The organism is Mediterraneibacter sp. NSJ-151 (assembly GCF_022487435.1).
Classification (GTDB): domain Bacteria; phylum Bacillota; class Clostridia; order Lachnospirales; family Lachnospiraceae; genus Schaedlerella; species Schaedlerella hominis.
The window spans coordinates 118625-142284 of record NZ_JAKVPP010000001.1; the positions used below are offsets into that span (position 1 = coordinate 118625).

Genomic DNA, 23660 nt, shown 5'->3' on the forward strand with positions numbered 1-23660 from the left:
ATAAATTTTATCAATAAAATCTTTTTAAAAGGAGGAACCTAATGAAAAAGAAAAACATAACAACAAAAGCAATGACAATGGCTGTGGCAATGTCGATGGTAGCAGAACTTTGCCCGTCTACTGTATTTGCGGCAACAGGAAGTGAAGTTGCGAAAGATGGGGTGTATACAAGTACAAAGCATGTAACGAGAACTCAGGAAGACGTGGACGATGAAAATGAGTGGAATGAATATGATGTCCAAGTTGATTTGAAAGTAGAAAACGGAAAGTTTTCAGATATTGTAGTAACAACAAAGAATGGATATGAGAGTGCAAATGACAGTTATTTTTCGAAGGCAAATGATAAGTCAAAAGGAATAAAAACAAAGTTAGTAGGTCAGGTCGCAACAGAAGATACAATCAATAGTTGGGATACAGTGAGTCAGGCAACACGTACTTCAAAAGCAATAAAAGAAGCTGCACTCGAAGCAATCCGTTCAGCAGGAACAGCCACAGCAGTAGATACAACAGCATTGGAGCAGGCAATTGTAGCAGCAAAAGCATTGAATGAATCAGACTATACAGCAGATAGTTGGAAGGCAATGCAGACTGCATTGACAGCAGCAGAAAGTGCACAGGCAGCAAAGGAAAGCCAGGAATCGGTGGATAAAGCAAAAGACACATTGAATACAGCAGTAAATGCGTTGGTGAAAGCAGAGACAAAGGAAGAATATTCATATGTTTATGTAGGAATGACATGGGCAGAGTACTGGGCAAATGAAGGCGTATTGAATGCAGGAAGCACAGCATCATCTGATGTGTTAGATTCCCATAAAGAATATGACAAGGGAGCTTTTGATGCTGTAACAAGAGCAACGTCAAATCATGGCCTTCACAGAGGTAGTTTCCAGTGTAGTGCAGTGATTGAGACAAACGATGGACAGATATACAATCTTGCATATTGGAAAGATAAAACCATATTTGTAACAACAGACGGACAGGAAGTTGCAATTGGTGATATTAAGTCAAACATCAAAGATTATAAAGTAACAGGACTGAAGTATGTACCGGTAAAAGTAAAGACAGCAGACCTTTCAGCATTAAAAGAGAAATATGCGGTAGTAGAGAATGGTGGAACACTTAGAGGTGGATACGGAGAAGGAAACTTAAGTTCCTATGAAGTGACAGCAAATGTAACAGATAATACAAATGGCTTAAAAGAAGCGGCAAAGAACGATGACGGAAGTTTTGTATTCTCAGCAAGAAAGAATGATGGAACAGAATCAGGACTGAAAGATGTCAGCTTAAAGAAAGCGGATGTAACACCATCTGTAAGAAAAACAACAGATGGAAAGAAAAATACAGGAGCATTCGGAGATTTCCTGAGAGTAGATTTGGATGGAAACTACGGAGATCTGGGAGCAAATATGCAGGCAGTAGAGTGGACATACTATGGTTCAGACAGTAGCCGAACAAATGCAGTTGCAACATATGGAACAAAATTTGCATCAGATAACTGGATGCACAAATCAATGGGAATCCAGCTTGCATTAACAGAATCAGAGAGATTCCAGTTGCCAGAAGGAACAGACGGAACAGGATATTGGAAACTGACAGTATATGCACTTGGATATGAAGATTACACATATGAATTTGAAGTAGGAGCAGATAATCTTGCATTAGAAGAAAAAGAAGCAAGTGCAGAAGATCTTGCAGCATTACAGGCAAAAGTAACAGAGGCAGAAGGACTTACAGAGTCAGATTACACAGCAGATAGCTGGAGCAATCTGCAGACAGAACTTCAGGAATCAAAAGACCTGCTTGCAAAAGAAAAACCATTGGAGGCAGAAGTAAAAGAGCAGACAACACATTTGACAGAAGCAATCAATAATCTGGTGAAGGCAGAGACAAAAGAAACATATGTCCTTATGAATATTCCGTATGCAGCATTCTATAAAGCAGAGACAACAAACAATGAAGTAGAAGTGGATGCATTTACTTCAGCTACATTGAATAAAACACGCACAACGGGACTTTCAGGCGGTTCTTATCATGCAAATGAAGATGGTTCTAAAATTGATGGTATTACATATGCAGTAAAAGTGGATTCTTCTGTAGATCTTACAAAATATAAAGAAGTCAAAGATACAGATAAGGTAGAAATTACAGTAACAAATCGTGGAAAAACATCTACAACAACACTGGAAGGAAAAGATACTTTATTCCAGAATGAAACATATGCTTATTATCCATTAACAGAGACTCCTGCAAACTACAAAGAAGTTTCACTTGACGAAAATGGCAATCTTGTATTCAGTGAGGTAAAAGGACAGGGAGCAAAAGCTCTGACAGGAGTTACAGCAGAATTATTAACACAGTCTTCTTATGGTGATTATCAGCTTAATCTTGATGGACTTCCGAAAGATGAAATCACATCTTCTAATGTAAATGCGGTTGTTGTAAGAACAACAGATGGAACAGCATATGGTATGCGTCATCTTGAAAATATCTGGAGAGGAAACGAGCTGGCTTGGAGTACAGGATATACAGATTCAGTACATGGTTGCCCGACATCTTCCGCACATTACACATCTATGATGGGCAAGACAATTGACAATATTGAATATTACACAACAAATGGATTGTATACAATTGATATCGAAGATCTGTATGTCCCTGTAAAATTTGCAAAAACTGAAGATGCAATTAAGGTAGCAGATGCAGATATTTCTGCAGGTAAGACAACAATTGAATTGAATCTTCAGGATGACTTTGATCCAGAGTATAGTGTGGATGGTTTAGACGTGACAGTAGAAGGAAATGTATTGACATATAAGGCAGCTACAGAAACAAGAGCGGCAGGTTCAATAGAACCAGGTAAATATACGCTCACAGTAAAAGATAAAAATGGCAAATATGCAGATATTGTTACATCCTTCCTGCTGACAACAACAAATATGCCAGCTGCTTATGATTCAGAGAATAAGAAACTTGTACAGGCAGAAGGATTTGATGCTGATGCATTAAATTCATATATCGGGAAAATCACTTCTGTAAATGTAAATGGCACAGATTATGCAGCAACCGGAAGAGGCAAAGTTGAGATTATTGGAAGTGACGGAACATTAAAGACAGATGCAGCGCCATTTAAAGATGCGGTAGCGGGAACAGAATTCCAGATTACAGTAACTTCAACGGGATATACAACCCCTCTTGCATTTACTTATAAGGTTGCAGGAGAAACTCCGGCACCGGTTGTAGTTGATACTTCTGCACTGGAAGCAGCAATCGTAGAAGCGAACGGATTAAAAGAATCTGACTATACAGCAGAAAGCTGGGCAACATATCAGGCAGCCCTTGTCAATGCAAGAAGCGTAGCAGAAGCAAAAGAAAGTCAGGAAGCAGTAGATCAGGCAAAAGCAACATTGGATGCAGCAAAGACAGCTCTTGTAAAAGCAGAACAGCCGGTAAGTGTTGATACTTCTTCACTTGAAAAAGCAATCTCTGATGCAGAAGCGTTGAAAGAAGCAGATTACACAGCAGATAGCTGGAAAGCAATGCAGACAGCACTTACAAAAGCAAAGAGTGCTTTGCAGGCAAAAGAAAGCCAGACAGCAGTGGATGAGGCAAGCAATACTTTGAACAGTGCAATCAAAGGACTGGTTAAGAAATCAAGTCAGACAACACAGACAACAAATAAGACGAATAGCACAACCAATAAAACAGGCAACACAACAAAGACAAGTGGAACAAATGCTGCTAAAACAGGAGATGTGACAAGCGTGCTTGGTTGGTTAGGTCTTGCAGTATCTTCACTTGGTGCAGGTGTCGGTGGAGTGACATGGAAGAGAAGAAAACGCAAATAAGTTTTTAGCCAGGTGCTAGACAGGACTTAAATCAGTTGTCGGTTTCAAGACCGGCGAAAAATAGTTCATATGCATCATCTTCGCAAGTGAGAACAGGAGAATTTTCTCCACCGCCATTGGTGCTTCGTTTCATTGTGGCATAAAATTCATCTCCGGCTTGAATGATATCCATAGGATAAATATCATAGCCCTCTTGCTGACAAATCAGGCAGAATTCCCCCAATGGGTCTTCTGCCTTTTTTGATGCAAGAAACCGTTTTTTTAATTCCGGGGTATGTATTGCTTTCTTCTGAAGCTCATCTAATTGTTCAATCGTGTTCATGTGCAGGCCCTCCTTGATAGGTTTTTATTATTGTAGCAAATCCAAAATGGATAGGCAATGGGGAAAAGAACCAGATAGGGACTTTCGAGTGCCAGATAGGGACGGAGTTTGCTATTTCCAAACTTTTGCTTTACAAATGATATATAAAGTATTATGATAAAAAAAACGAAATCTTCAGGGCAGGGTGCGATTCCCTACCGGCGGTAAAGCCCGCGGGCCGAGAGGCATGATCCGGTGTGATTCCGGAGCCGACAGTATAGTCTGGATGAAAGAAGATGATGGTACAGTTATTTTAATAGATGAATGTAGTGTCTGAGCTCTGAGATGGTGATCCATTTCAGAGCTTTTTTGGTTAACAGATCATTTGTCAGTTATATGTAACAGATCATTTCCCCTGTAGGTATCCTGCAGGGGTTTTTGTATAACTAAGAAAGAAGGAAGAGAAATGACGGATCAGGAATACATGCTCCGGGCAATCCAGCTTGCAAAAAAGGGAGAAGGATGGACGAATCCGAATCCGATGGTGGGTGCGGTAATCGTAAAAGACGGCCGGATCATCGGGGAAGGTTATCATAAAAAATGCGGAGAACTTCATGCAGAGCGCAATGCAATCGCATCGCTTACAGAATCGGCAGAGGGTGCGACAATCTATGTTACGCTGGAACCATGCTGTCATTATGGCAAGACACCGCCGTGTACGGAAGCAATCATAGAACAGAAGATTAAAAAAGTGGTGATTGGTTCCAGGGATCCGAATCCAAAGGTGGCAGGAAAAGGTGCACAGATATTGCGTGAATCGGGAATTACAGTAGTTCGGGATTTTATGCGGGAAGAATGTGACTGTCTGAACCCAGTATTCTTCCATTATATTACGACGAAGACACCGTATGTAGTGATGAAATATGCCATGACACTGGATGGGAAAATTGCGACAAAGACGGGTGCATCGAAGTGGATCACAGGAGAACCGGCCAGACAAGAAGTGCAGCATATGCGGCACCGCTATATGGGTATTATGGCAGGTATCGGGACTGTACTTGCGGATGATCCGATGTTGAATGTCCGGGGGGAAGGATGGAAAAGTCCGGTCAGGATAGTATGCGACAGTAGTCTTAGGATACCGCTTGACAGCCAGATTGTAAGAAGTGCAAAAGAGTACCGGACAATCGTGGCTTATGCAGGACGGGAAGAGAACGAAGAAATAACAGAAAAAATAGAACAGTTACATGCGAAAGGAGTAGATACCGTCTGCTGTCCGGATGAAAAAGGTCAGATAGACCTTAAAAAGCTGATGACATATCTTGGAAATAAGGGCATTGACAGCATTCTGCTAGAAGGCGGAGGCACACTGAATGACAGTGCACTGCGGGCAGGAATAGTAAAAGAGGTACACTGTTTTATCGCACCAAAGTTATTTGGCGGAAAGAACAGTAAGACACCGGTGGAAGGAATCGGCATCGGACTTCCCTCAGAAGCATTGAAACTGAAATGTACGGATATCTGCCGGATCGGTGAAGATATTAGGATAATCTGTCAGATATGTGGAAAAGAACAGGAGGGGCCATGTTTACAGGAATCGTAGAAGAGAAAGGAACGGTCCGCTATATACAGCTGACCGGAGAGTCAGGGGTTCTGGCAGTCAGGGCGAAGAAGGTATTGGAAAGAACGAAGATTGGTGACAGTATTGCAGTCAATGGAGTGTGTCTGACCGTTACATCACTTCAGCCGGATGGATTTACTGCAGATGTGATGGCAGAGACCATCAGGAGAAGCAGTCTGGGAAGCTGTAAAGCCGGAAGTCAGGTGAATCTGGAACGGGCAATGGCGGCAGACGGAAGATTCGGAGGACATATCGTAAGCGGTCATATTGACGGAACCGGAGTGATCCGCTCTCTGGTCCGGGAGGAGAATGCCATCTGGGTATCTATCGGAACATCGTCGCAGATATTACATCTGATCGTGGAAAAAGGATCCATCTGTATAGACGGCATCAGTCTGACAGTGGCAAAAGTAGATGAAGAGGGATTTCAGGTATCGGTTATCCCGCATACAGGAGAAGAAACGACGCTTTTGGAAAAAGTGCCGGGTGATTCGGTGAATCTGGAGAATGATGTGATTGGAAAATACGTAGAAAGGCTGTTAGGCCTTGGAAAGAGTGAAGAAGAGAAAAAAGAATCCGGAATTACGATGGAATTTTTGCAGGAATTCGGATTTTAGAACAGGAGGATAAATAGAATGTCACAAAACAATCAGTACAATACAATCGAAGAAGCACTGAGGGATCTGAGGGAAGGAAAGATTATTCTGGTTACGGATGATCCGGACAGAGAGAATGAAGGGGATCTGGTATGTGCAGCAGAGTTCGCGACACAGGAGAATATTAATTTTATGGCGACTTATGCGAAAGGGCTTATCTGTACACCGATGAGTGCGGAAGTTGCAGCAAGGCTTAACTTTCCACCGATGGTTGCGGAGAATACCGATAATCACAGCACAGCATTTACCGTTGCGGTGGATCATGTCGATACAACGACAGGTATTTCGGCAGCAGAACGTTCCTATACAATCATGAAATGTGTGGATGAAGATGCGAAGCCGGAAGATTTCAGAAGACCGGGACATGTATTTCCGCTCATTGCCAGAAAAGGCGGAGTCCTGGTGCGGAACGGACACACAGAGGCAACGACTGATCTGATGAGACTGGCTGGATTGAAAGAATGCGGCGTGTGTTGTGAGATTATGAAAGAAGATGGCACAATGATGCGTACACCACAGTTGTGGGAACTTGCAAAAGAGCATAATCTTACATTTGTTACAATCCGTGATCTTCAGGATTACATGAGAATTCATGAAAAACATGTAAAAGAAGAGGCGGTTGCAGACCTTCCGACACAGTATGGAGATTTCAGACTTCACGGATATATCAATGATATTACAGGAGAACATCATCTTGCGCTGGTAAAAGGTGATATCGGAGACGGTGAAGATGTACTTTGCAGGGTACATTCGGAGTGCCTGACAGGTGATGCATTTGGTTCCCTTAGATGTGACTGCGGTCTACAGCTTCAGACAGCAATGCGTCAGGTAGAAGCAGAAGGCAGAGGGATCATTCTTTATATGAGACAGGAAGGCAGAGGAATCGGGCTGCTCAATAAGATCAAAGCATATGCACTGCAGGAGCAGGGATATGATACGGTAGAGGCCAATGTAAAGCTGGGATTTGCACCGGATCTCAGAGAGTACTGGATCGGAGCGCAGATATTATCGGATCTCGGCGTGAAGTCATTGAGGCTTCTGACGAATAATCCGGACAAAGTCTATGGACTTGGTGGATTCGGATTGAAGATCAATGAAAGAGTACCGCTGGAGATCCCACCGCAGAAGTATGATCTGAAATATATGAAGACAAAACAGGAAAAGATGGGACACATTTTCAAAGAAATAGAATTATAAAAAGATTTAATGAATAACAGGAGGAAGAAATCATGAGACAGATCAATTTAGTAGAAGGAAAAGTAGTAGCACCTGAGGGAATGAAAGTCGGAATCGTGGCTGCCAGATTCAATGAGATCATTGTGAATAAGTTATTAGGCGGAGCCGTCGACGGACTGGTAAGACATGGAGTAGAAGAAGAGAACATTACGGCTGCATGGGTACCGGGAGCATTTGAGATTCCGCTGACTGCACAGAAGATGGCACAGTCCGGAAAATATGATGCAGTTATCTGCGTAGGAGCAGTTATCCGCGGGGATACTTCCCACTATGATCTGGTGTGCAATGAATCAGCCAAAGGAATTGCACAGGTTGAACTTGCAACAGGAATTCCGGTATTATTCGGGGTGATCACAACAGAGAATATCGAACAGGCTATCGCACGTGCAGGAAGTAAAGCAGGAAATAAAGGATATGACTGTGCATTGTCCGCAATTGAGATGGTAAATCTGATGAAGCAGCTTTAATCAGGTGCAGCCGATGGTAAAAACAATCATTTTTGATTATGATGGAACGATACATAATACTCTTGGAATCTATGAACCGGCGTTCAGGGAAGCTTATCAGTGGTTGGCAGAACAGAATGTTGTAGAGGAACAGAAGATAGAGACGGCACAGATCACAGGATGGCTGGGCTTAAACAGCAAAGAAATGTGGGATACATTTCTGCCGGAATTGGACCAGAGATACAAAGATCAGGCGAGTGCGATCGTGGGAGATTCCATGGTCAGGCAGATCAGGAAGCACCGGGCAGTGTGGTATCCGGGAGCGGAAGAGATGCTCACAGCTTTGAAGAACAGAGGATATCATCTTGTGATCTTAAGCAACTGTAAGGCGGCATATCGCAAAGCACATTGGGAAGAATTCCGGATGGAAAGATGGTTTGAACGGTTTTATGACTGTGAATCGTATGATTTCTGCCCTAAGACGGGAATCGTGCAGGAATTTATCAGGGACTATCCGGGTTCTTATCTGGTGATCGGAGACAGAAGACAGGATTTGGAATGTGCCAGATCCTGTAAAAGTCCGTTCATCGGATGTCTGTATGGTTATGGTGAGAAGGGAGAACTGGATGGGGCAGATTACCTGGTTAAATCCGTAGAAGAGATAGCTGAAATCATATATAAGAGGAAACTGTGATAATAGCGTGAAGGTTATTATCGGGATACGTACTGGGCAGCAAAATGAAACAGAATAATTTCAGGAGCCAATGGGGACGGAGTTTAGTGGCTTTTTTGCATTGCGAAAAAGCCACTAAACTCCGTCCCCATTGGCTCCAAACCCCGTCTCTATCTGTTTTTTAATTTTTTCATGAAAATTGAACATGTTTCTGGAATTTTTATCATATCTTAAAAGTGTAGTTTTTTTTATAATGTAATCATCAAATTGAAAGCGATAAAAAGGAGGACAAGAACTATGAAAAAGAAAAAAATAATTGCTATGCTTCTTTGTACAGCAATGGTTGGTGGAATGGTCGCAGGATGCGGAAGTTCAGGAAGTAGCGACGAAGGTTCAAAAAGTGCAAAAGGCGATGCAAAAGGAAAAGTTTATTATTTGAACTTCAAACCAGAGCAGGCAGATCAGTGGGTAGACCTGGCAGAAAAATATACAGAAGAGACAGGCGTACAGGTAGATGTACAGACAGCTGCTTCTGGAACATATGAGTCACAGTTGAAATCAGAGATGGCAAAAGACGAAGCTCCTACACTGTTCCAGGTAAATGGACCGGTTGGACTGGCTACATGGAAAGATTACTGCTATGACTTATCAGACAGTGCAGTTTACAAAGACCTCCAGAGCGATGATTATGCACTTAAAGATGGTGATGAAGTAAAAAGTATTGCATACGTAATCGAGACATATGGTTTGATTTATAACAAAGCATTATTGAATAAATATTTCGAGTTACCAGATGCAGAGATTACATCAATTGATGATCTGAATAACTTCGATGCATTGAAGAAAGTTGCAGATGGAATCCAGGCACACAAAGATGACCTTGGAGTAGAAGGAGCATTTACATCAGCAGGTATGGATTCTTCTTCTGACTGGAGATTTAAAACTCATCTTGCAAACCTTCCAATTTACTATGAATACAAAGATGAAGGAATTTCATCAACAGATGCAATCAAAGGAACTTATCTGGATAACTACAAACAGATTTGGGATCTGTATCTGAAAGATTCTACTTGTGACCCAAGCATGATCTCATCTAAGACAGGTGATGATGCAGCATCTGAGTTCGCACTTGGCGAAGCAGTATTCTATCAGAATGGTACATGGGCTTACAACGATATCAAAGATAATGAAGTAGCTGACGAGGATCTTGGAATGCTTCCAATCTACATTGGTGTAGACGGAGAAGAAGATCAGGGACTTTGTACAGGATCTGAGAACTACTGGTGTGTAAATAAAAACGCATCTGAAGAAGATATCCAGGCAACACTTGATTTCTTACAGTGGGTAGTAGAAAGTGATGAAGGAAGAGATGCTATAGCAAATGAAATGGGATTTGTAACACCATTTACAACATTTGATGAGTATCTTCCAGCTAATCCACTCGTAGAAGCAAACAGCGAATATACAAAAGCAGGAAAAACACCTGTAAGCTGGAACTTCACAACAATGCCATCAGAACAGTGGAAAAACGACCTTGGAAGCGCACTTCTTGAGTATGCACAGGGAACAGGACAGTGGGATGCAGTACAGAAAGCATTCGTAGATGGCTGGGCAACAGAATATGCAGCAGCAAACGAATAGGTAGTAATATTAGAAAATGAGCAGTAGAAAATTATGGAAAAAGCAATAAAAAAATATTTTCCGGTTTTTGTACTCCCGACATTGGTTGCATTTACAATTGGATTTATAGCACCATTTCTTTTGGGAATCTATTTATCCTTTTGTAAATTCACAACCGTGACGGATGCAAAATTTATTGGATTTAAAAACTATACGAAAATTTTAGAAGATTCAACATTTTTCCATGCCACATGGTACACAGCATTATTTACAATTGTAACAGTAGTGCTGATCAACGTACTTGCATTTGCAGTAGCATTGTTATTGACAAAGGGAATCAAAGGAACAAACATTTTCAGAACAGTATTTTTCATGCCGAACTTAATCGGTGGTATTGTGCTTGGTTATATCTGGCAGCTTTTGTTAAATGGTATTCTGGCGATTGTTGGAAAAACATTGACATATTCTTCAGTATATGGATTTTGGGGATTAGTCATTCTGATGTGCTGGCAGCAGATAGGTTATATGATGATCATTTATGTATCCGGTATTCAGAATATTCCGGGAGAATTGATCGAGGCTGCAAAAATTGATGGGGCAAGTCCAAGTCAGATATTAAAAAGTGTAACAATTCCGATGGTAATGCCATCTATCACAATTTGTACATTTTTAACTTTGACAAATGGATTTAAACTGTTTGACCAGAACCTGGCACTTACAAATGGTGCTCCGTCAAAAATGTCAGAAATGCTTGCACTGAACATTTACAATACATTCTATGGAAGAACAGGATATGAAGGCGTTGGACAGTCAAAAGCAGTTGTATTCTTCATTATTGTAGGCCTTATTGCACTCATTCAGAATAAGATGACAACATCGAAGGAGGTGCAGCAGTAATGGGAACGAGAAAAGCAAAACACGGATGGCTGTTGACCATCATTTTCACAATCATTAGTGTAGCATACCTTTATCCGATAGCACTTGTATTTATTAACTCTTTCAAGAAGAAAGCATACATTAGTAAATTTCCATTTAAAATTCCAACAGACAAGATGTTTGTCGGACTGGAGAACTATGTACGAGGAATTGAAAAGACAGGTCTCATTCAGGCATTTGGATGGAGCTTGTTTATTACAATCGGTTCAGTGGCAGTGATTATTCTTTGCTGTTCTATGTGTGCATGGTATATCAGCAGAGTACATACAAAGGTTACAAAAGCAATTTATGTAATGTGCTTATTTGCAATGGTAGTACCTTTCCAGATGGAAATGTATACATTGTCAAAAATTGCAAATATGTTAAAGCTTGGAAATCCTTGGGGAATCATCATTATTTATCTGGGATTTGGAGCCGGATTGTCGGTATTTATGTTTACCGGATTCATGAAATCGATTCCGCTTGAAATTGAAGAAGCAGCTATGATTGATGGCTGCACACCAATCCAGACATTCTTTAAAATTGTACTTCCAATTACAAAACCTACTTGTGTGACAATCACAATTTTGCAGGCAATGTGGATTTGGAATGACTATCTGCTTCCATCACTTGTGCTGGATGCAAGAAAATATAAAACAGTTCCGATGGCTGTTCAGTATCTGAAAGGTGGATATGGTTCAGTTGATATGGGAGCTATGATGGGTACTTTGGTACTCGCAATCGTTCCAATTATTATCTTCTATTTATTCTGTCAGAAATACATCATCGAAGGTGTTGTGGCAGGAGCAGTTAAAGGTTAAACCTTGTAAAAAGAAGATGGATAAACTAAAATAAAAGAGAGAAACTTATTATATGATAACAGCAGTATTTTTTGCAGAAAGAAATACTGCTGTTTTCGGACGTTAAAAAGGAATAGAGTGTATGACTACAATATTAATTGCAGATGATGAAAAACTGGAACGAAACGGAATAAAATTATTGTTGAAAAGAGAAGGGGCAGAGTGTGAAATTCTGGAAGCTGAAAATGGAAAAGTGGCACTGGGGATTTTGATGAATCGGAAAGTGGATATTCTGTTTTCTGATATTAAAATGCCATATATGAATGGGCTTGAGCTAACAGAAAAAGCGAGAGAGTTATATCCGGATCTGGAGATTATTATTTTCAGCGGGTATAACGATTTTACTTATGCAAGAGATGCTTTGCGTTATGGGGTGGTTGATTATGTGCTAAAGCCTGTCAATCCGAAAGAATTTCACAAGACATTTGAACGTGTGCAAGGAAAAATCCAAAGCAGGATTGAAGATAAAGAAAAACAGACAAGACAGGGGGATTATCTGAAAAAATATTTTCTTCAAAATTATCTTTACAAAGGAAATATTGAAGATTACCAACAGGTCCAGGCGTATGCACAGGAAATGACAGATGAGAAGAATCCATATATCAGAATGATAATAGCGAGCAGTACCAATCATTTCTTTGAAACAGAGGAAGAACATTTTGTTGAAAGCTTAAAAGAAAAGTTAAAAAGAGACTTTTTTTACCTGAATCTGAATTCAAATGAGTCACTATTTTTATTCAGAGAAAAATATGCAGATTATGAAGAACTGGCAAATCAATTAAATCATTTTTTTCAACAGCACTATGATACAAACTGCTATTTTGCGGTAAGCAGGGAAGTAAGCGGTATTCAAGAAATGCCAGAGGAATTTCAGCAGTTAGAACAGTTGCTGGAAGAAAAATTTTATCAGCCGAAGCAACATATATTTGTACATGGAAAAAAGGTGGAGTCAACAGAAGATGTTATTGTTGAAGACTCAGAGATATTAAATAATATTTCAGAGGATATTAAGTTCAAAGATATTACACATTTATGGCAGGATTTCCATCGATTGGAGCAGAAATATACGACAGATAAACCTTATTCGGAAATGTACGCAAAATTTGTTTTTTCAAGCATTTTAAAGGAAGTTTATGAAGCAATGTCTTCATCGGAAGAAAAAGGATTATCAAAAAAAGTAGATCAATTATATCATTGCAAGACAATACAGGATGTGCGTTCCATCACATCCACTGCGATACAGGAGCTGGAGAATTATTTACAAGAACAAAATGAAGGGTTCCGAAGCGAAATCACAGAAGTTAAGAGTTATATTTACCACAATTATGAAAAAGAATTGAATGTTGAGATACTGGCAGAAAAGGTATACTTGTCGGCTGGATATTTAAGTGCGATTTTTAAAGAAGCGACGGGGATGAACCTGAATCGATTTATACGAGAGGTGCGAATGAACAAGGCAAAAGAGTTGTTGGAAAATTCGACAAAGAAGATTACACAGATTGCAAGAGAAGTAGGATTTTCAAATACATCATATTTCTGTCGAAGTTTCAGAGAATTCTTTGGAAGTACACCCGAGTCATGTCGAAAAGGAGAGATGGATGATAAGGAAACTGAAGCAGAAGTATAAAGATTTAAAATATCGTTATAAGACTACACTTATAATTGTGCTGGCAGGGATGCTTCCGGTAGTACTCATTGTCATATATATGCAGATGGGTGTGTTGAGATCTCTTAGAGAGCAGGAAACAGGCAGTATGCAGAACTCATTGAATCAGGCTGTAGATACGATGGAAGGACAGATTCAGATATATGAGAATCTAATTGATTATTTGTCATATTCTCAGAATCTGAGAAATGTTTTAAGTCAGACCGGAGAGAGTGATTACGAAAAATACGTTCAGTATAGAAATGTAGTAGATCCACTTTTGGAAATGCCGCAGATATATCATAAAGAGATTCAGGGGATAACAATTTATTCGGGAAATATTGATGTGGAGCATGGTTCATCTCTTGTTCCAATGGAAGCAATACAAGGAGAAGAATGGGCAGAGCAATTAACTGACAGTTCAATACTGGAATGGTTTGTACAACGTGGTGCTAATAAGAAAATCGTTGTTGCAAGAAAGTTTTATGACGAAGATGATATCACGGCAGTGCTTGCAATGAAGCTGGATTATTCTGTAATGCTGGAACCATTTACTTCATTACTGAAGAATAATACAGGAGGGATTATTCTTGATGAAGACGGAAATGTGATATATTCCAGTTATTCTATGGATGAAGTATTTAGACCAAAGTCGCCGGAGTCGTTAGAGTATTTACAAAAGAACTATGTGTGCATGGGGCAGGAGATGGAAAATACGGGATGGTATTTTTATTTGTATCGTCCTGAAAAAATTATTACAAAGTCAGCATATATACTTGGTTTGCGTAATATTCCGATTATATTATTATGTATCGTTTTATTGGTTGTTTTAGGGTATGCATTTTCAAAACGACTGGTTTCTTGTCTGGAACGATTGACAGAGAATATGAATCAGGTTCACCGTGGATTTCGTAAAGTAACAGTAGATAGTGATTCTAAAGATGAGGTCGGAACGCTGATCCGTTCTTTCAAACGAATGATGGAAGAATTAAATAAATTAATATCGGAAGTGTATGAAGCTAAAATCGAGCTTCAGCATACGGAGATGAGAGCGTTGCAGGCACAAATCAATCCACATTTTTTGTATAATTCGTTGTCTATTATTAACTGGAAAGCAATAGAGGCAGAAGAGGATGAAATCAGTAAAGTGACCTTGGATTTGTCCACGTATTATCGAACCAGTTTGAATCGTGGTGAGACAATGACAACGGTTGAAAATGAAATCCGAAATATCAGGGCATATTTGAATATTCAATTAATTATGCATGATAATAGTTTTCGGGTTGAAGAGGAGATCGATGAAAGTTGTTATCAGATAATGACACCCAAATTGATTTTACAGCCGCTTGTAGAAAATGCGATAGATCATGGACTTGATCCTCTTGAAAAAGAAGAAAAAGTTCTCACGATCCGTGTGAAAAAAGAGGAAAATCAGGTTGTATTTCAAGTTCAGGATAATGGAAATGGGATGCCACAGGAAAAAGCAGAACAAATACTGGGAATTCAGTCTCCTGGCTATGGCGTTCATAATGTCTATGAAAGAATTAAGCTGCTATATAAAGAAAATGGAGCAATGCGAATTGTGAGTGAAGAAGGAAAAGGAACTATGGTAGAAATTCGGATTCCGGAAAAGCAGGAAATGGAATACGAAGGAAGAATTTAGGATGGAAAGGGAAGAAGATAATGAAGTACCATAGATATAATAAAAAGACAGCGAGAAAAAGATTTCCCAATAAACAAAGAATGAAAGTGATTGCAGGATGCACGGCATTGTGTATTGCTTTATTAGGAGAGAGCTGTCTTCCTGTATCAGCGGATCAAAATAAGAAAGATTTAAAGACGAGGGTGCTGGAGCGGGCGGAACATTCTGCGTATGGTGCATATCCGGAAACCGTTACATATACACTTGGGAAAATCGCGGGGACAAAAAATTCAAACCTTCCGGTGGGAGATACTTACGAGAATAACGCATATACAAGATATTTGAAAAAACTGCTGAATATTCAGAACAAGGACGTTTTTGAGTTGGAGGATGGAAGAACCTATGAGCAGGCTGTAGAAATGGCAATTCAGGATAAAGAAATCCCGGATGTTCTTGTAGTAAAAGGATTGGATACATTGAAACAACTGGTAGAACGGGGAATGGTGGAAGATTTGTCCTCTGTATATGAGGAATGTGTAACATACCGAATTAAGGAAATGTATGAGAGCTATGGAACAAGCGTCCTGGACTCGGCTACATTTGATGGGAAGTTATACGCATTTCCAGATACGGTGATAGATCATGGCTCCACGCTTTTGTGGATCAGAAGTGACTGGATGGAAGAGCTTGGGCTGGCAGAACCGACAACAATGGATGAGGGGATGGAAATCATTCGTCAGTTTGTAGAACAGGATATGGCAGGAGATAACAAAACAATTGGAATTGCATGCAGTACCGATTTGATGTCAGAGAGCAGTTCAACCTACGGAGTTGATCCGATTTTTACAGAAATGGGTTCAATGCCGGGAAAATGGATTTTGCAGGATGATGGAAGTGTTGTATACGGATCTGTGACAAATCAGACAAGAGATGCATTGGCATATTTACATGAGTTGTATGAAAATGGAATCATTGACTCTAGATTTCTTCTTAGAAAGACAGAAAATCTGGATCAGATGATTGCAGATGGTACCTGCGGGGCTGTTTTTGGAAAATGGTGGGCACCGAATAATCCGTTGAGCAGTACAAGCCGGGCAAATGAGTCCGCTGTCTGGAAACCGTATTTGTTGACAAATAAGAAACAGGTACAAACGCTGGAATCTTATAAAGACTGGCTGTATGTGGTGGTAAGGAAAGGATATGAACATCCGGAAATCGTAGGAAAATGCATAAGCGTATTGTTTGATTATACAAGATATCAGGATAGAAATGCATCTGAGATTAACGATTATTTTTCATTAAATGTGGATCCGAAAGCCAGACCGATGAACATCAACGTAGATTATTGGGATGGCCTGTATCGGACAACAGAACATATTCAACAGGCATTAGATGGAACAATAAAAGCAACCAATCTGACAGGGATTGAAAAAGCCTATTATCAGACGTGTAAATCTTACATGAAAGGGTATTTGACGACAGCAACTGCCTGGGCATCTTATGCATCCCGTATGCAGGCAGTACCGCTTTTGGCAAAATCAGAATCAGGACGAGGAAACCAGCCATTGTCTATGGGAGATGCAGATGGGGAAATTCCGCAGACATTGCAGGAACTGGAACAGGCAACATTTTTACAGATTGTCTGCGGAGAAAAGCCACTCTCGTATTTTGACGAATTTGTCCAGGAATGGTATAGTTCTGGAGGGGACAAATTGACCCAGGAAGTACAAAAAGGATATGATGGAAAGAATAAATAAAGTCGAGCAGCCGCGAGACTTGGCGCGTGATTCTGGTCAGCGTAAGCTGACACATTCTTTACAGAATCACTGCGCATCCTCGCGGAGCGTTTATCTCAGTCGGAGATTGGACTCCCACTGAGACAATTTGCTGTTACTCACCACCTGAAAGAGGTGGGAGTCTTCTCGACTGAGATAAAAATTCTCATATTTAACAGGAGTGGGAAATGAAGGGAAAAGTAATATTGAAAAAAATCGGGATAGGAATAATCACGGCAGCATTATTATTATCTCAGCCAATGCAACTGGTGTATGCGGAGGAAGAAAATAATCCAGAGGCAACAGAAGAAGCCGCGGATGCGAATCCGGAAGAGAAGACAAAAGAGCAGATCGCAGCCGAGGAGGCTGCAAAAAAACAGGCATCTTATGACACACCGGTAGATACAAATGGATTGGAAAACTGGCCGACAGGGCCGAATGTATATGCAGCGTCAGCAATTGTCATGGATATTGATAGCGGAGCAGTCCTTTACGGGAAACAGATAGATGAAAAACGATATCCTGCAAGTATTACAAAACTGCTTACTGTATTAGTTGCATTGGAAAATGCAAATCTGACAGATAAGATTACATTTACAGATGAATGTCTAAATTTTTTAGAGTGGGATGATGCAAATATCGGAATGCGTGTCGGAGAAGAGATTACGCTCGAAGAAGCACTTTATGGGGTGTTACTCGCATCAGCAAATGAAGTTTCTTATGCAGTTGCAAAGAATGTCGGGGAAAATCTTGGCATAGGTTATGATGGATTTATTGAATTAATGAATGAACGTGCTCAGGAACTTGGATGTAAAAATTCGCACTGGGTTAATGCAAATGGTCTTCACGACGAAAATCATTATACAACGGCTTACGATATGGCACTGATTGCATCAGCAGTCTATCAGAAAGAAGATTTCCAGAGAATCGAGCAGACGTTGGAGTATAAACTGGGCAAGACAAATCTGGTAGAGGAAGAACGTATTCTGGATCAGAACCATAAGATGCTCTGGCCGGAAAACTATTATTATTATCCATATGCAAAAGCCGGAAAAACAGGATATACAGACCAGTCAAAGACAACGCTTGTAACGATGGCGGATAATGGAAATATGAGACTGGCAGCGGTCGTGCTTGGGGATTATGGCGTGGATGCATATGAAGATACGAGAAATATGTTTGAGTATGGATTTGGAAACTTTCGAAAAGTTATGCTGTCCGAACAATCAAAGTCGGAGGATATTGAAAGTTTTGCAGATAGTAACGCATACATAGTCTTGCCGGAAGCAGTTGATTTTACAAATGTGGACTGTGAAATTCAGTTGTCGGATACTGACGGTAATAATGCCGATATGGCAACAGCAGTATACACTTATCGGGGAAATATTGTAGGAAAAGCAGAAGTTAAGGTAAGTGATATTTACAAAGAAAAACAGAGTGCAGCGGTGACAGAGAAAAAGGATTCGAAGAAACCGGCTCAGACAGAAGCAGCAAAAGATGGAGAAATTTCTTGGAAAGGGTACCTGCCATTGATTGTAATGGGAGGCATTACAATAGCAATATTGTTTGTGTTTTTACCAATTTGGCTGCATCTTCAGAGGAAGAGAAGGAAGAACCGAAGAAGAAGGTAAAACGGATAAAGGAATAATCAGGGGCAGATATGAGTGGTGTCATATCTGCCCCTGATGGGGTATGTGCTATTTTGCATTTACTACTTGTGCAACTTTCTCTTTGTCAGGATTTGCTATGATTCCTTTGTCAGTTATGATTGCAGTAATTAATTCATGAGGAACAACATCAAACGCCGGATTATATACTTTTACTCCTTCCGGAACTGTTCGCTTGCCAAAACCACAGGTTATTTCTTCCGCACTTCGCTCTTCAATCGGGATATCGTCTCCGGTCGGTGTGTTCATATCAATTGTTGAAACCGGACCTGCAATATAAAATGGAATATTATGATGTTTTGCTAAAACAGCAACGGAATATGTACCAATCTTATTTGCGGCATCTCCATTCGCCGCAACTCTGTCACAGCCAACAATTACTGCGTCAATTTTTCCTTGTTTCATTACCATTCCAGCCATATTATCTGTAATAACCGTAACATCAACACCGGCTTGATTTAACTCCCATGCTGTTAAACGGGCACCTTGTAATAAAGGTCTTGTTTCATCTGCGTATACCTTGAAATTAATGTTTCTTTCTTTTCCTAATAACATTGGAGATAATGCTGTTCCATAATGTACGGTTGCCAGTCCACCGGCATTACAATGCGTCAATAATGTCATGCCATCTTTTAACAATGTCAATGCATTTTCACCAATTGATATGCATGCATTCTCTTCGTATTTTTCAATGTTTATAGCTGTTTCTTCCAATGCCTTCTGGCACACCTCATTTGATTCATCAGCATATTTTTCTCCGGTTTCTTTCATCCTATCTAATGCCCAAAACAAGTTTACTGCCGTAGGTCTGGAAGTTGCCAGATATTCGATGGTTTCTTTTAATTTTTTATGATATTTTGCGGTACTTTCTTTGACATGTTTCTGCATTTCTATTGCAACGCCATAACCTGCTCCAACCCCAATCGCAGGTGCTCCTCTGACACAGAGCATTTTAATGGCATCCCACATTACCTGTGCGTCTCTGATTTCCATAAATTTCACTTCTTCAGGTAATAAAGTTTGATCTAATACTTTTACATAAGTTTCTTTCCATTCTACTGGTTTGATCATACCACTCATCTTTTACTCCTCCTAATGTTTTTGTGACCGACAAGATATCCTGTATTTTTTCTCCCATTAATTAAGATAATTCTAGCATAAAGGTTTTGAAAATAGAAGTGCGTGGGTTGGTAATAGAAAAATTTGTCGAGGAAAACAACAAATATCCTTGTCAAGCCCTTGACGAAACCTCGATTTCTCCGTATAATTTACACTGTGAAATTTATAAAAACTATGAAAAACGATGACGAAGACAGTAGGGAATACCCGAAAGTTACAGCGAGCCGGAGATGGTGTAAGACCGGTACGAGTAAGACATTCTTGAATATCACTTCCGAGTTGCAATTGATGAAACAGCAGATTGATCAATAGATTAGATGGAGTAGCAATTGCCGGAGTTCCACCGTTACAGGAACGCATATGAACATAGCAGAAAAGCTTTGGAGTATGTTGTAACAGGTGGTTTATAAACGAAGATTTAACCCTTCGTCCTATTACAAGGACGGAGGGATTTTTTCATTATTAAGAGAAAGGAAGAATAATATGTATCAGAAAGTTTCTACAGACATGAATTTTGTCGAGCGTGAAAAAGAAGTTGAAAAGTTCTGGGAAGACAATCAGATTTTCCAGAAGAGTATGGAAGAAAGAGAAGGAAGTCCAATGTATACATTTTACGATGGACCTCCGACAGCTAATGGTAAACCACATATCGGTCATGTGTTGACTCGTGTAATCAAAGATATGATTCCACGTTACCGTACAATGAAAGGTTATGAAGTTCCTCGTAAAGCAGGATGGGACACACATGGTCTTCCGGTAGAATTGGAAGTTGAAAAAATGCTTGGACTGGATGGAAAAGATCAGATTGAAAAATATGGTCTGGAGCCATTTATCAACAAATGTAAAGAGAGTGTCTGGAAATATAAAGGAATGTGGGAGGACTTCTCAAGTACAGTTGGATTCTGGGCTGATATGGAGAAACCATATGTCACATATGACAATAATTTTATCGAGTCTGAATGGTGGGCATTAAAAACAATCTGGGATAAGGGACTTCTTTACAAAGGATTTAAGATCGTACCTTACTGTCCTCGTTGTGGAACACCGCTTTCAGCACAGGAAGTTGCTCAGGGATATAAAGATGTCAAAGAACGTTCAGCAGTTGTTCGTTTTAAGGTAAAAGATGAGGATGCATATATTCTTGCATGGACAACAACACCTTGGACATTGCCATCAAACCTTGCACTTTGTGTGAATCCAAAAGAGGATTATGTAAAAGTAAAAGCAGCAGACGGATATACTTATTATATGGCAGAGGCATTGCTTGACACAGTACTTGGACGTCTGGCAGAAGAAGGTCAGGCAGCATATGAAGTACTTGAGAGATATAAAGGTAAAGATTTGGAATACAAAGAGTATGAGCCATTGTATCAGTGTGCAGCAGATGCAGCAGAAAAACAGCACAAAAAAGCATTTTTCGTTACATGTGATGAATATGTAACATTAACAGATGGTACAGGTGTTGTTCATATCGCACCAGCATTTGGTGAAGACGATGCGAATGTAGGAAGAAATTATGATCTTCCATTTGTACAGCTTGTAACAGAAAAAGGTGAGATGGCTGACAGTACTCCATTTGCAGGATTATTTGTGAAAAAAGCAGACCCGGAAGTACTCAAAGATCTGGATGCTAAGGGATTGCTGTTCGATGCACCAAAATTTGAGCATAGCTATCCTCACTGCTGGAGATGTGATACTCCACTGATTTACTACGCTCGTGAGTCTTGGTTTATCAAGATGACAGCTGTTAAGGATGATTTGATCGCAAATAATAATACAATCAACTGGATTCCTGAAAGCATTGGAAAAGGACGTTTCGGTGACTGGCTTGAAAATGTTCAGGACTGGGGTATCAGCCGTAACCGTTACTGGGGAACACCACTGAATATCTGGCAGTGTGAATGTGGACATATGCATTCAATCGGAAGTATTGAGGAACTGAAGTCTATGTCCGACAATTGTCCTGATGATATTGAACTGCACCGTCCATATATTGACGATGTAACAATTAAGTGTCCAAAGTGTGGTAAAGAAATGCATCGTGTACCGGAAGTAATTGACTGTTGGTTTGACAGCGGATCAATGCCTTTCGCACAGCATCATTATCCATTTGAAAATAAAGAGATTTTTGAAAAACAGTTCCCGGCTCAGTTTATTTCAGAGGCTGTAGACCAGACTCGTGGATGGTTCTATTCTCTGTTGGCAATTTCTACATTGTTGTTCAATAAAGCACCTTACCAGAATGTAATCGTACTTGGACACGTGCAGGATGAGAACGGCCAGAAGATGAGTAAATCTAAGGGAAATGCGGTTGATCCGTTTGATGCATTACAGCAGTACGGAGCAGATGCGATCCGTTGGTATTTCTATGTTAACAGTGCACCATGGCTGCCAAACCGTTTCCACGGAAAAGCCGTTATGGAAGGACAGCGTAAATTCATGGGAACATTGTGGAACACATATGCGTTCTTTGTATTGTATGCAAATATTGACAAATTCGATGCTTCAAAATATACACTTGAGTATGATAAGTTATCCGTTATGGATAAATGGCTGTTGTCAAAACTGAACACATTGATTAAAGCAGTGGATGACAATCTTGCAAACTACAAAATTCCAGAGAGTGCAAGAGCACTTCAGGATTTCGTAGATGATATGAGTAACTGGTATGTAAGACGCAGCCGTGAGCGTTTCTGGGCAAAAGGAATGGAACAGGATAAGATCAATGCGTACATGACATTGTATACAGCACTTGTAACAGTTTCAAAAGTTGCTGCACCAATGATTCCATTTATGACAGAGCAGATTTATCAGAATCTGGTAAGAAGCGTAGATCAGACAGCTCCAGAAAGTATCCATCTTTGTGATTATCCTGTTGTAAATGAAGATTACATTGATACAGAGCTTGAAGCAAATATGGAAAATGTACTCAAACTTGTTGTAATGGGACGTGCCTGCAGAAATACATCTAACATTAAGAACCGTCAGCCAATCGGACAGATGTTTGTGAAAGCAGAATTCACATTACCTGAATTTTATCAGGAAATCGTTGCAGATGAGTTGAATGTAAAGAATGTTAAATTTACAGATGATGTAAGAGACTTTACTTCATATAGTTTCAAACCACAGTTAAAGACAGTTGGACCAAAATATGGTAAAATGTTGGGTGGAATTAAGAAAGCTCTCGATACAATAGATGGTAATGCAGCAATGGATGAATTAAATGCGAACGGTTCATTAAATCTGGATGTAGACGGTCAGGAAATTACATTGTTCAAAGAAGATTTGTTGATCGATACAGCTCAGATTGAAGGATATGTATCAGAAAATGATAATGGAATTACAGTAGTTCTTGATACAAATCTGACAGAAGAACTTCTTGAGGAAGGATTTGTAAGAGAGATTATCAGTAAAATCCAGACAATGCGTAAAGAAGCTGGATTTGAAGTTATGGACAAGATCCGAGTTACTTATACAGGAAGTGAAAAAGCAGAAAGCATTTTTGCTAAATACGCAGAAAGCATTAGCAGTGAAGTGCTTGCTGAGGAAGTTACAAAAGCAGAACCAGCCGGTTATGTAAAAGAGTGGAAGATAAACGGCGAGCAAGTTACAATGGGAGTTTGGAAAGAGGGGATGTAA

The 23660-nt window shown here is 40.0% G+C and carries 16 protein-coding genes and 1 riboswitch; of the genes, 14 read left to right on the forward strand and 2 right to left on the reverse strand.

Annotation, left to right across the window (positions count from 1 at the left end; all coding sequences use genetic code 11):
- The first annotated feature begins 41 nt into the window (after positions 1-41).
- A complete protein-coding gene (locus LQE94_RS00640) occupies positions 42-3845 on the forward strand; it encodes a penicillin-binding Tp47 domain C-containing protein (protein ID WP_240576746.1) in 3804 nt (1267 codons plus the stop codon).
- Positions 3846-3876: 31 nt separating this feature from the next.
- On the opposite strand, the gene LQE94_RS00645 is transcribed toward LQE94_RS00640, so the two are convergent.
- Positions 3877-4167 carry a hypothetical protein gene (locus LQE94_RS00645; protein ID WP_240576747.1) on the reverse strand — a complete coding sequence of 97 codons (291 nt, stop codon included), beginning with the start codon at positions 4165-4167 and terminating at the stop codon, positions 3877-3879.
- Positions 4168-4333: 166 nt separating this feature from the next.
- A riboswitch (FMN riboswitch) is annotated at positions 4334-4448 on the forward strand.
- A gap of 164 nt (positions 4449-4612) precedes the next feature.
- Here LQE94_RS00645 and ribD point away from each other — a divergent pair.
- From ribD to LQE94_RS00705, 12 genes are all read left to right on the forward strand, one after another.
- Entirely contained in the window at positions 4613-5749 is a 1137-nt protein-coding gene (gene ribD, locus LQE94_RS00650) for a bifunctional diaminohydroxyphosphoribosylaminopyrimidine deaminase/5-amino-6-(5-phosphoribosylamino)uracil reductase RibD (protein WP_240576748.1), read from the forward strand.
- Positions 5731-6384 (forward strand): riboflavin synthase, encoded by a 654-nt coding sequence (ribE, locus tag LQE94_RS00655; RefSeq protein WP_240576749.1) that lies wholly within the window; start codon positions 5731-5733, stop codon positions 6382-6384. The genes ribD and ribE overlap by 19 nt, the downstream gene beginning before the upstream one ends.
- 18 nt (positions 6385-6402) lie before the next feature.
- Positions 6403-7620: a bifunctional 3,4-dihydroxy-2-butanone-4-phosphate synthase/GTP cyclohydrolase II gene (locus LQE94_RS00660; RefSeq protein ID WP_118725198.1), complete on the forward strand. Its 1218-nt coding sequence runs from the start codon at positions 6403-6405 to the stop codon at positions 7618-7620.
- Positions 7621-7652: 32 nt separating this feature from the next.
- Positions 7653-8126 (forward strand): 6,7-dimethyl-8-ribityllumazine synthase, encoded by a 474-nt coding sequence (ribH, locus tag LQE94_RS00665; RefSeq protein ID WP_006427673.1) that lies wholly within the window; start codon positions 7653-7655, stop codon positions 8124-8126.
- Positions 8127-8139: 13 nt separating this feature from the next.
- Entirely contained in the window at positions 8140-8799 is a 660-nt protein-coding gene (locus LQE94_RS00670) for an HAD family hydrolase (RefSeq protein WP_240576750.1), read from the forward strand.
- A gap of 276 nt (positions 8800-9075) precedes the next feature.
- Entirely contained in the window at positions 9076-10419 is a 1344-nt protein-coding gene (locus LQE94_RS00675) for an ABC transporter substrate-binding protein (RefSeq protein ID WP_022076198.1), read from the forward strand.
- Between the two features lie 33 nt (positions 10420-10452).
- Entirely contained in the window at positions 10453-11295 is an 843-nt protein-coding gene (locus LQE94_RS00680; RefSeq protein ID WP_240576751.1) for a carbohydrate ABC transporter permease, read from the forward strand.
- Entirely contained in the window at positions 11295-12134 is an 840-nt protein-coding gene (locus LQE94_RS00685) for a carbohydrate ABC transporter permease (protein ID WP_022076196.1), read from the forward strand. Before LQE94_RS00680 ends, LQE94_RS00685 begins: the two co-directional genes overlap by 1 nt.
- A 121-nt stretch (positions 12135-12255) precedes the next feature.
- Positions 12256-13800, forward strand: a complete 1545-nt coding sequence (locus tag LQE94_RS00690) for a response regulator transcription factor (protein WP_240576752.1) — start codon at positions 12256-12258, stop codon at positions 13798-13800.
- A complete protein-coding gene (locus tag LQE94_RS00695) occupies positions 13772-15481 on the forward strand; it encodes a cache domain-containing sensor histidine kinase (RefSeq protein WP_240576753.1) in 1710 nt (569 codons plus the stop codon). The genes LQE94_RS00690 and LQE94_RS00695 overlap by 29 nt, the downstream gene beginning before the upstream one ends.
- Before the next feature lie 20 nt (positions 15482-15501).
- Entirely contained in the window at positions 15502-17217 is a 1716-nt protein-coding gene (locus tag LQE94_RS00700) for an extracellular solute-binding protein (protein ID WP_240576754.1), read from the forward strand.
- Positions 17218-17423: 206 nt separating this feature from the next.
- Positions 17424-18866, forward strand: a complete 1443-nt coding sequence (locus LQE94_RS00705) for a D-alanyl-D-alanine carboxypeptidase family protein (RefSeq protein WP_240576755.1) — start codon at positions 17424-17426, stop codon at positions 18864-18866.
- 66 nt (positions 18867-18932) lie between these two features.
- On the opposite strand, the gene mtnA is transcribed toward LQE94_RS00705, so the two are convergent.
- The gene (gene mtnA, locus LQE94_RS00710) at positions 18933-19982 is read right to left on the reverse strand and encodes an S-methyl-5-thioribose-1-phosphate isomerase (RefSeq protein WP_022076191.1); all 1050 of its coding nucleotides are present in this window, start codon (positions 19980-19982) and stop codon (positions 18933-18935) included.
- Between the two features lie 522 nt (positions 19983-20504).
- Between mtnA and ileS the strand changes: the two genes are divergently transcribed.
- Positions 20505-23660: an isoleucine--tRNA ligase gene (gene ileS, locus LQE94_RS00715; RefSeq protein WP_240576756.1), complete on the forward strand. Its 3156-nt coding sequence runs from the start codon at positions 20505-20507 to the stop codon at positions 23658-23660.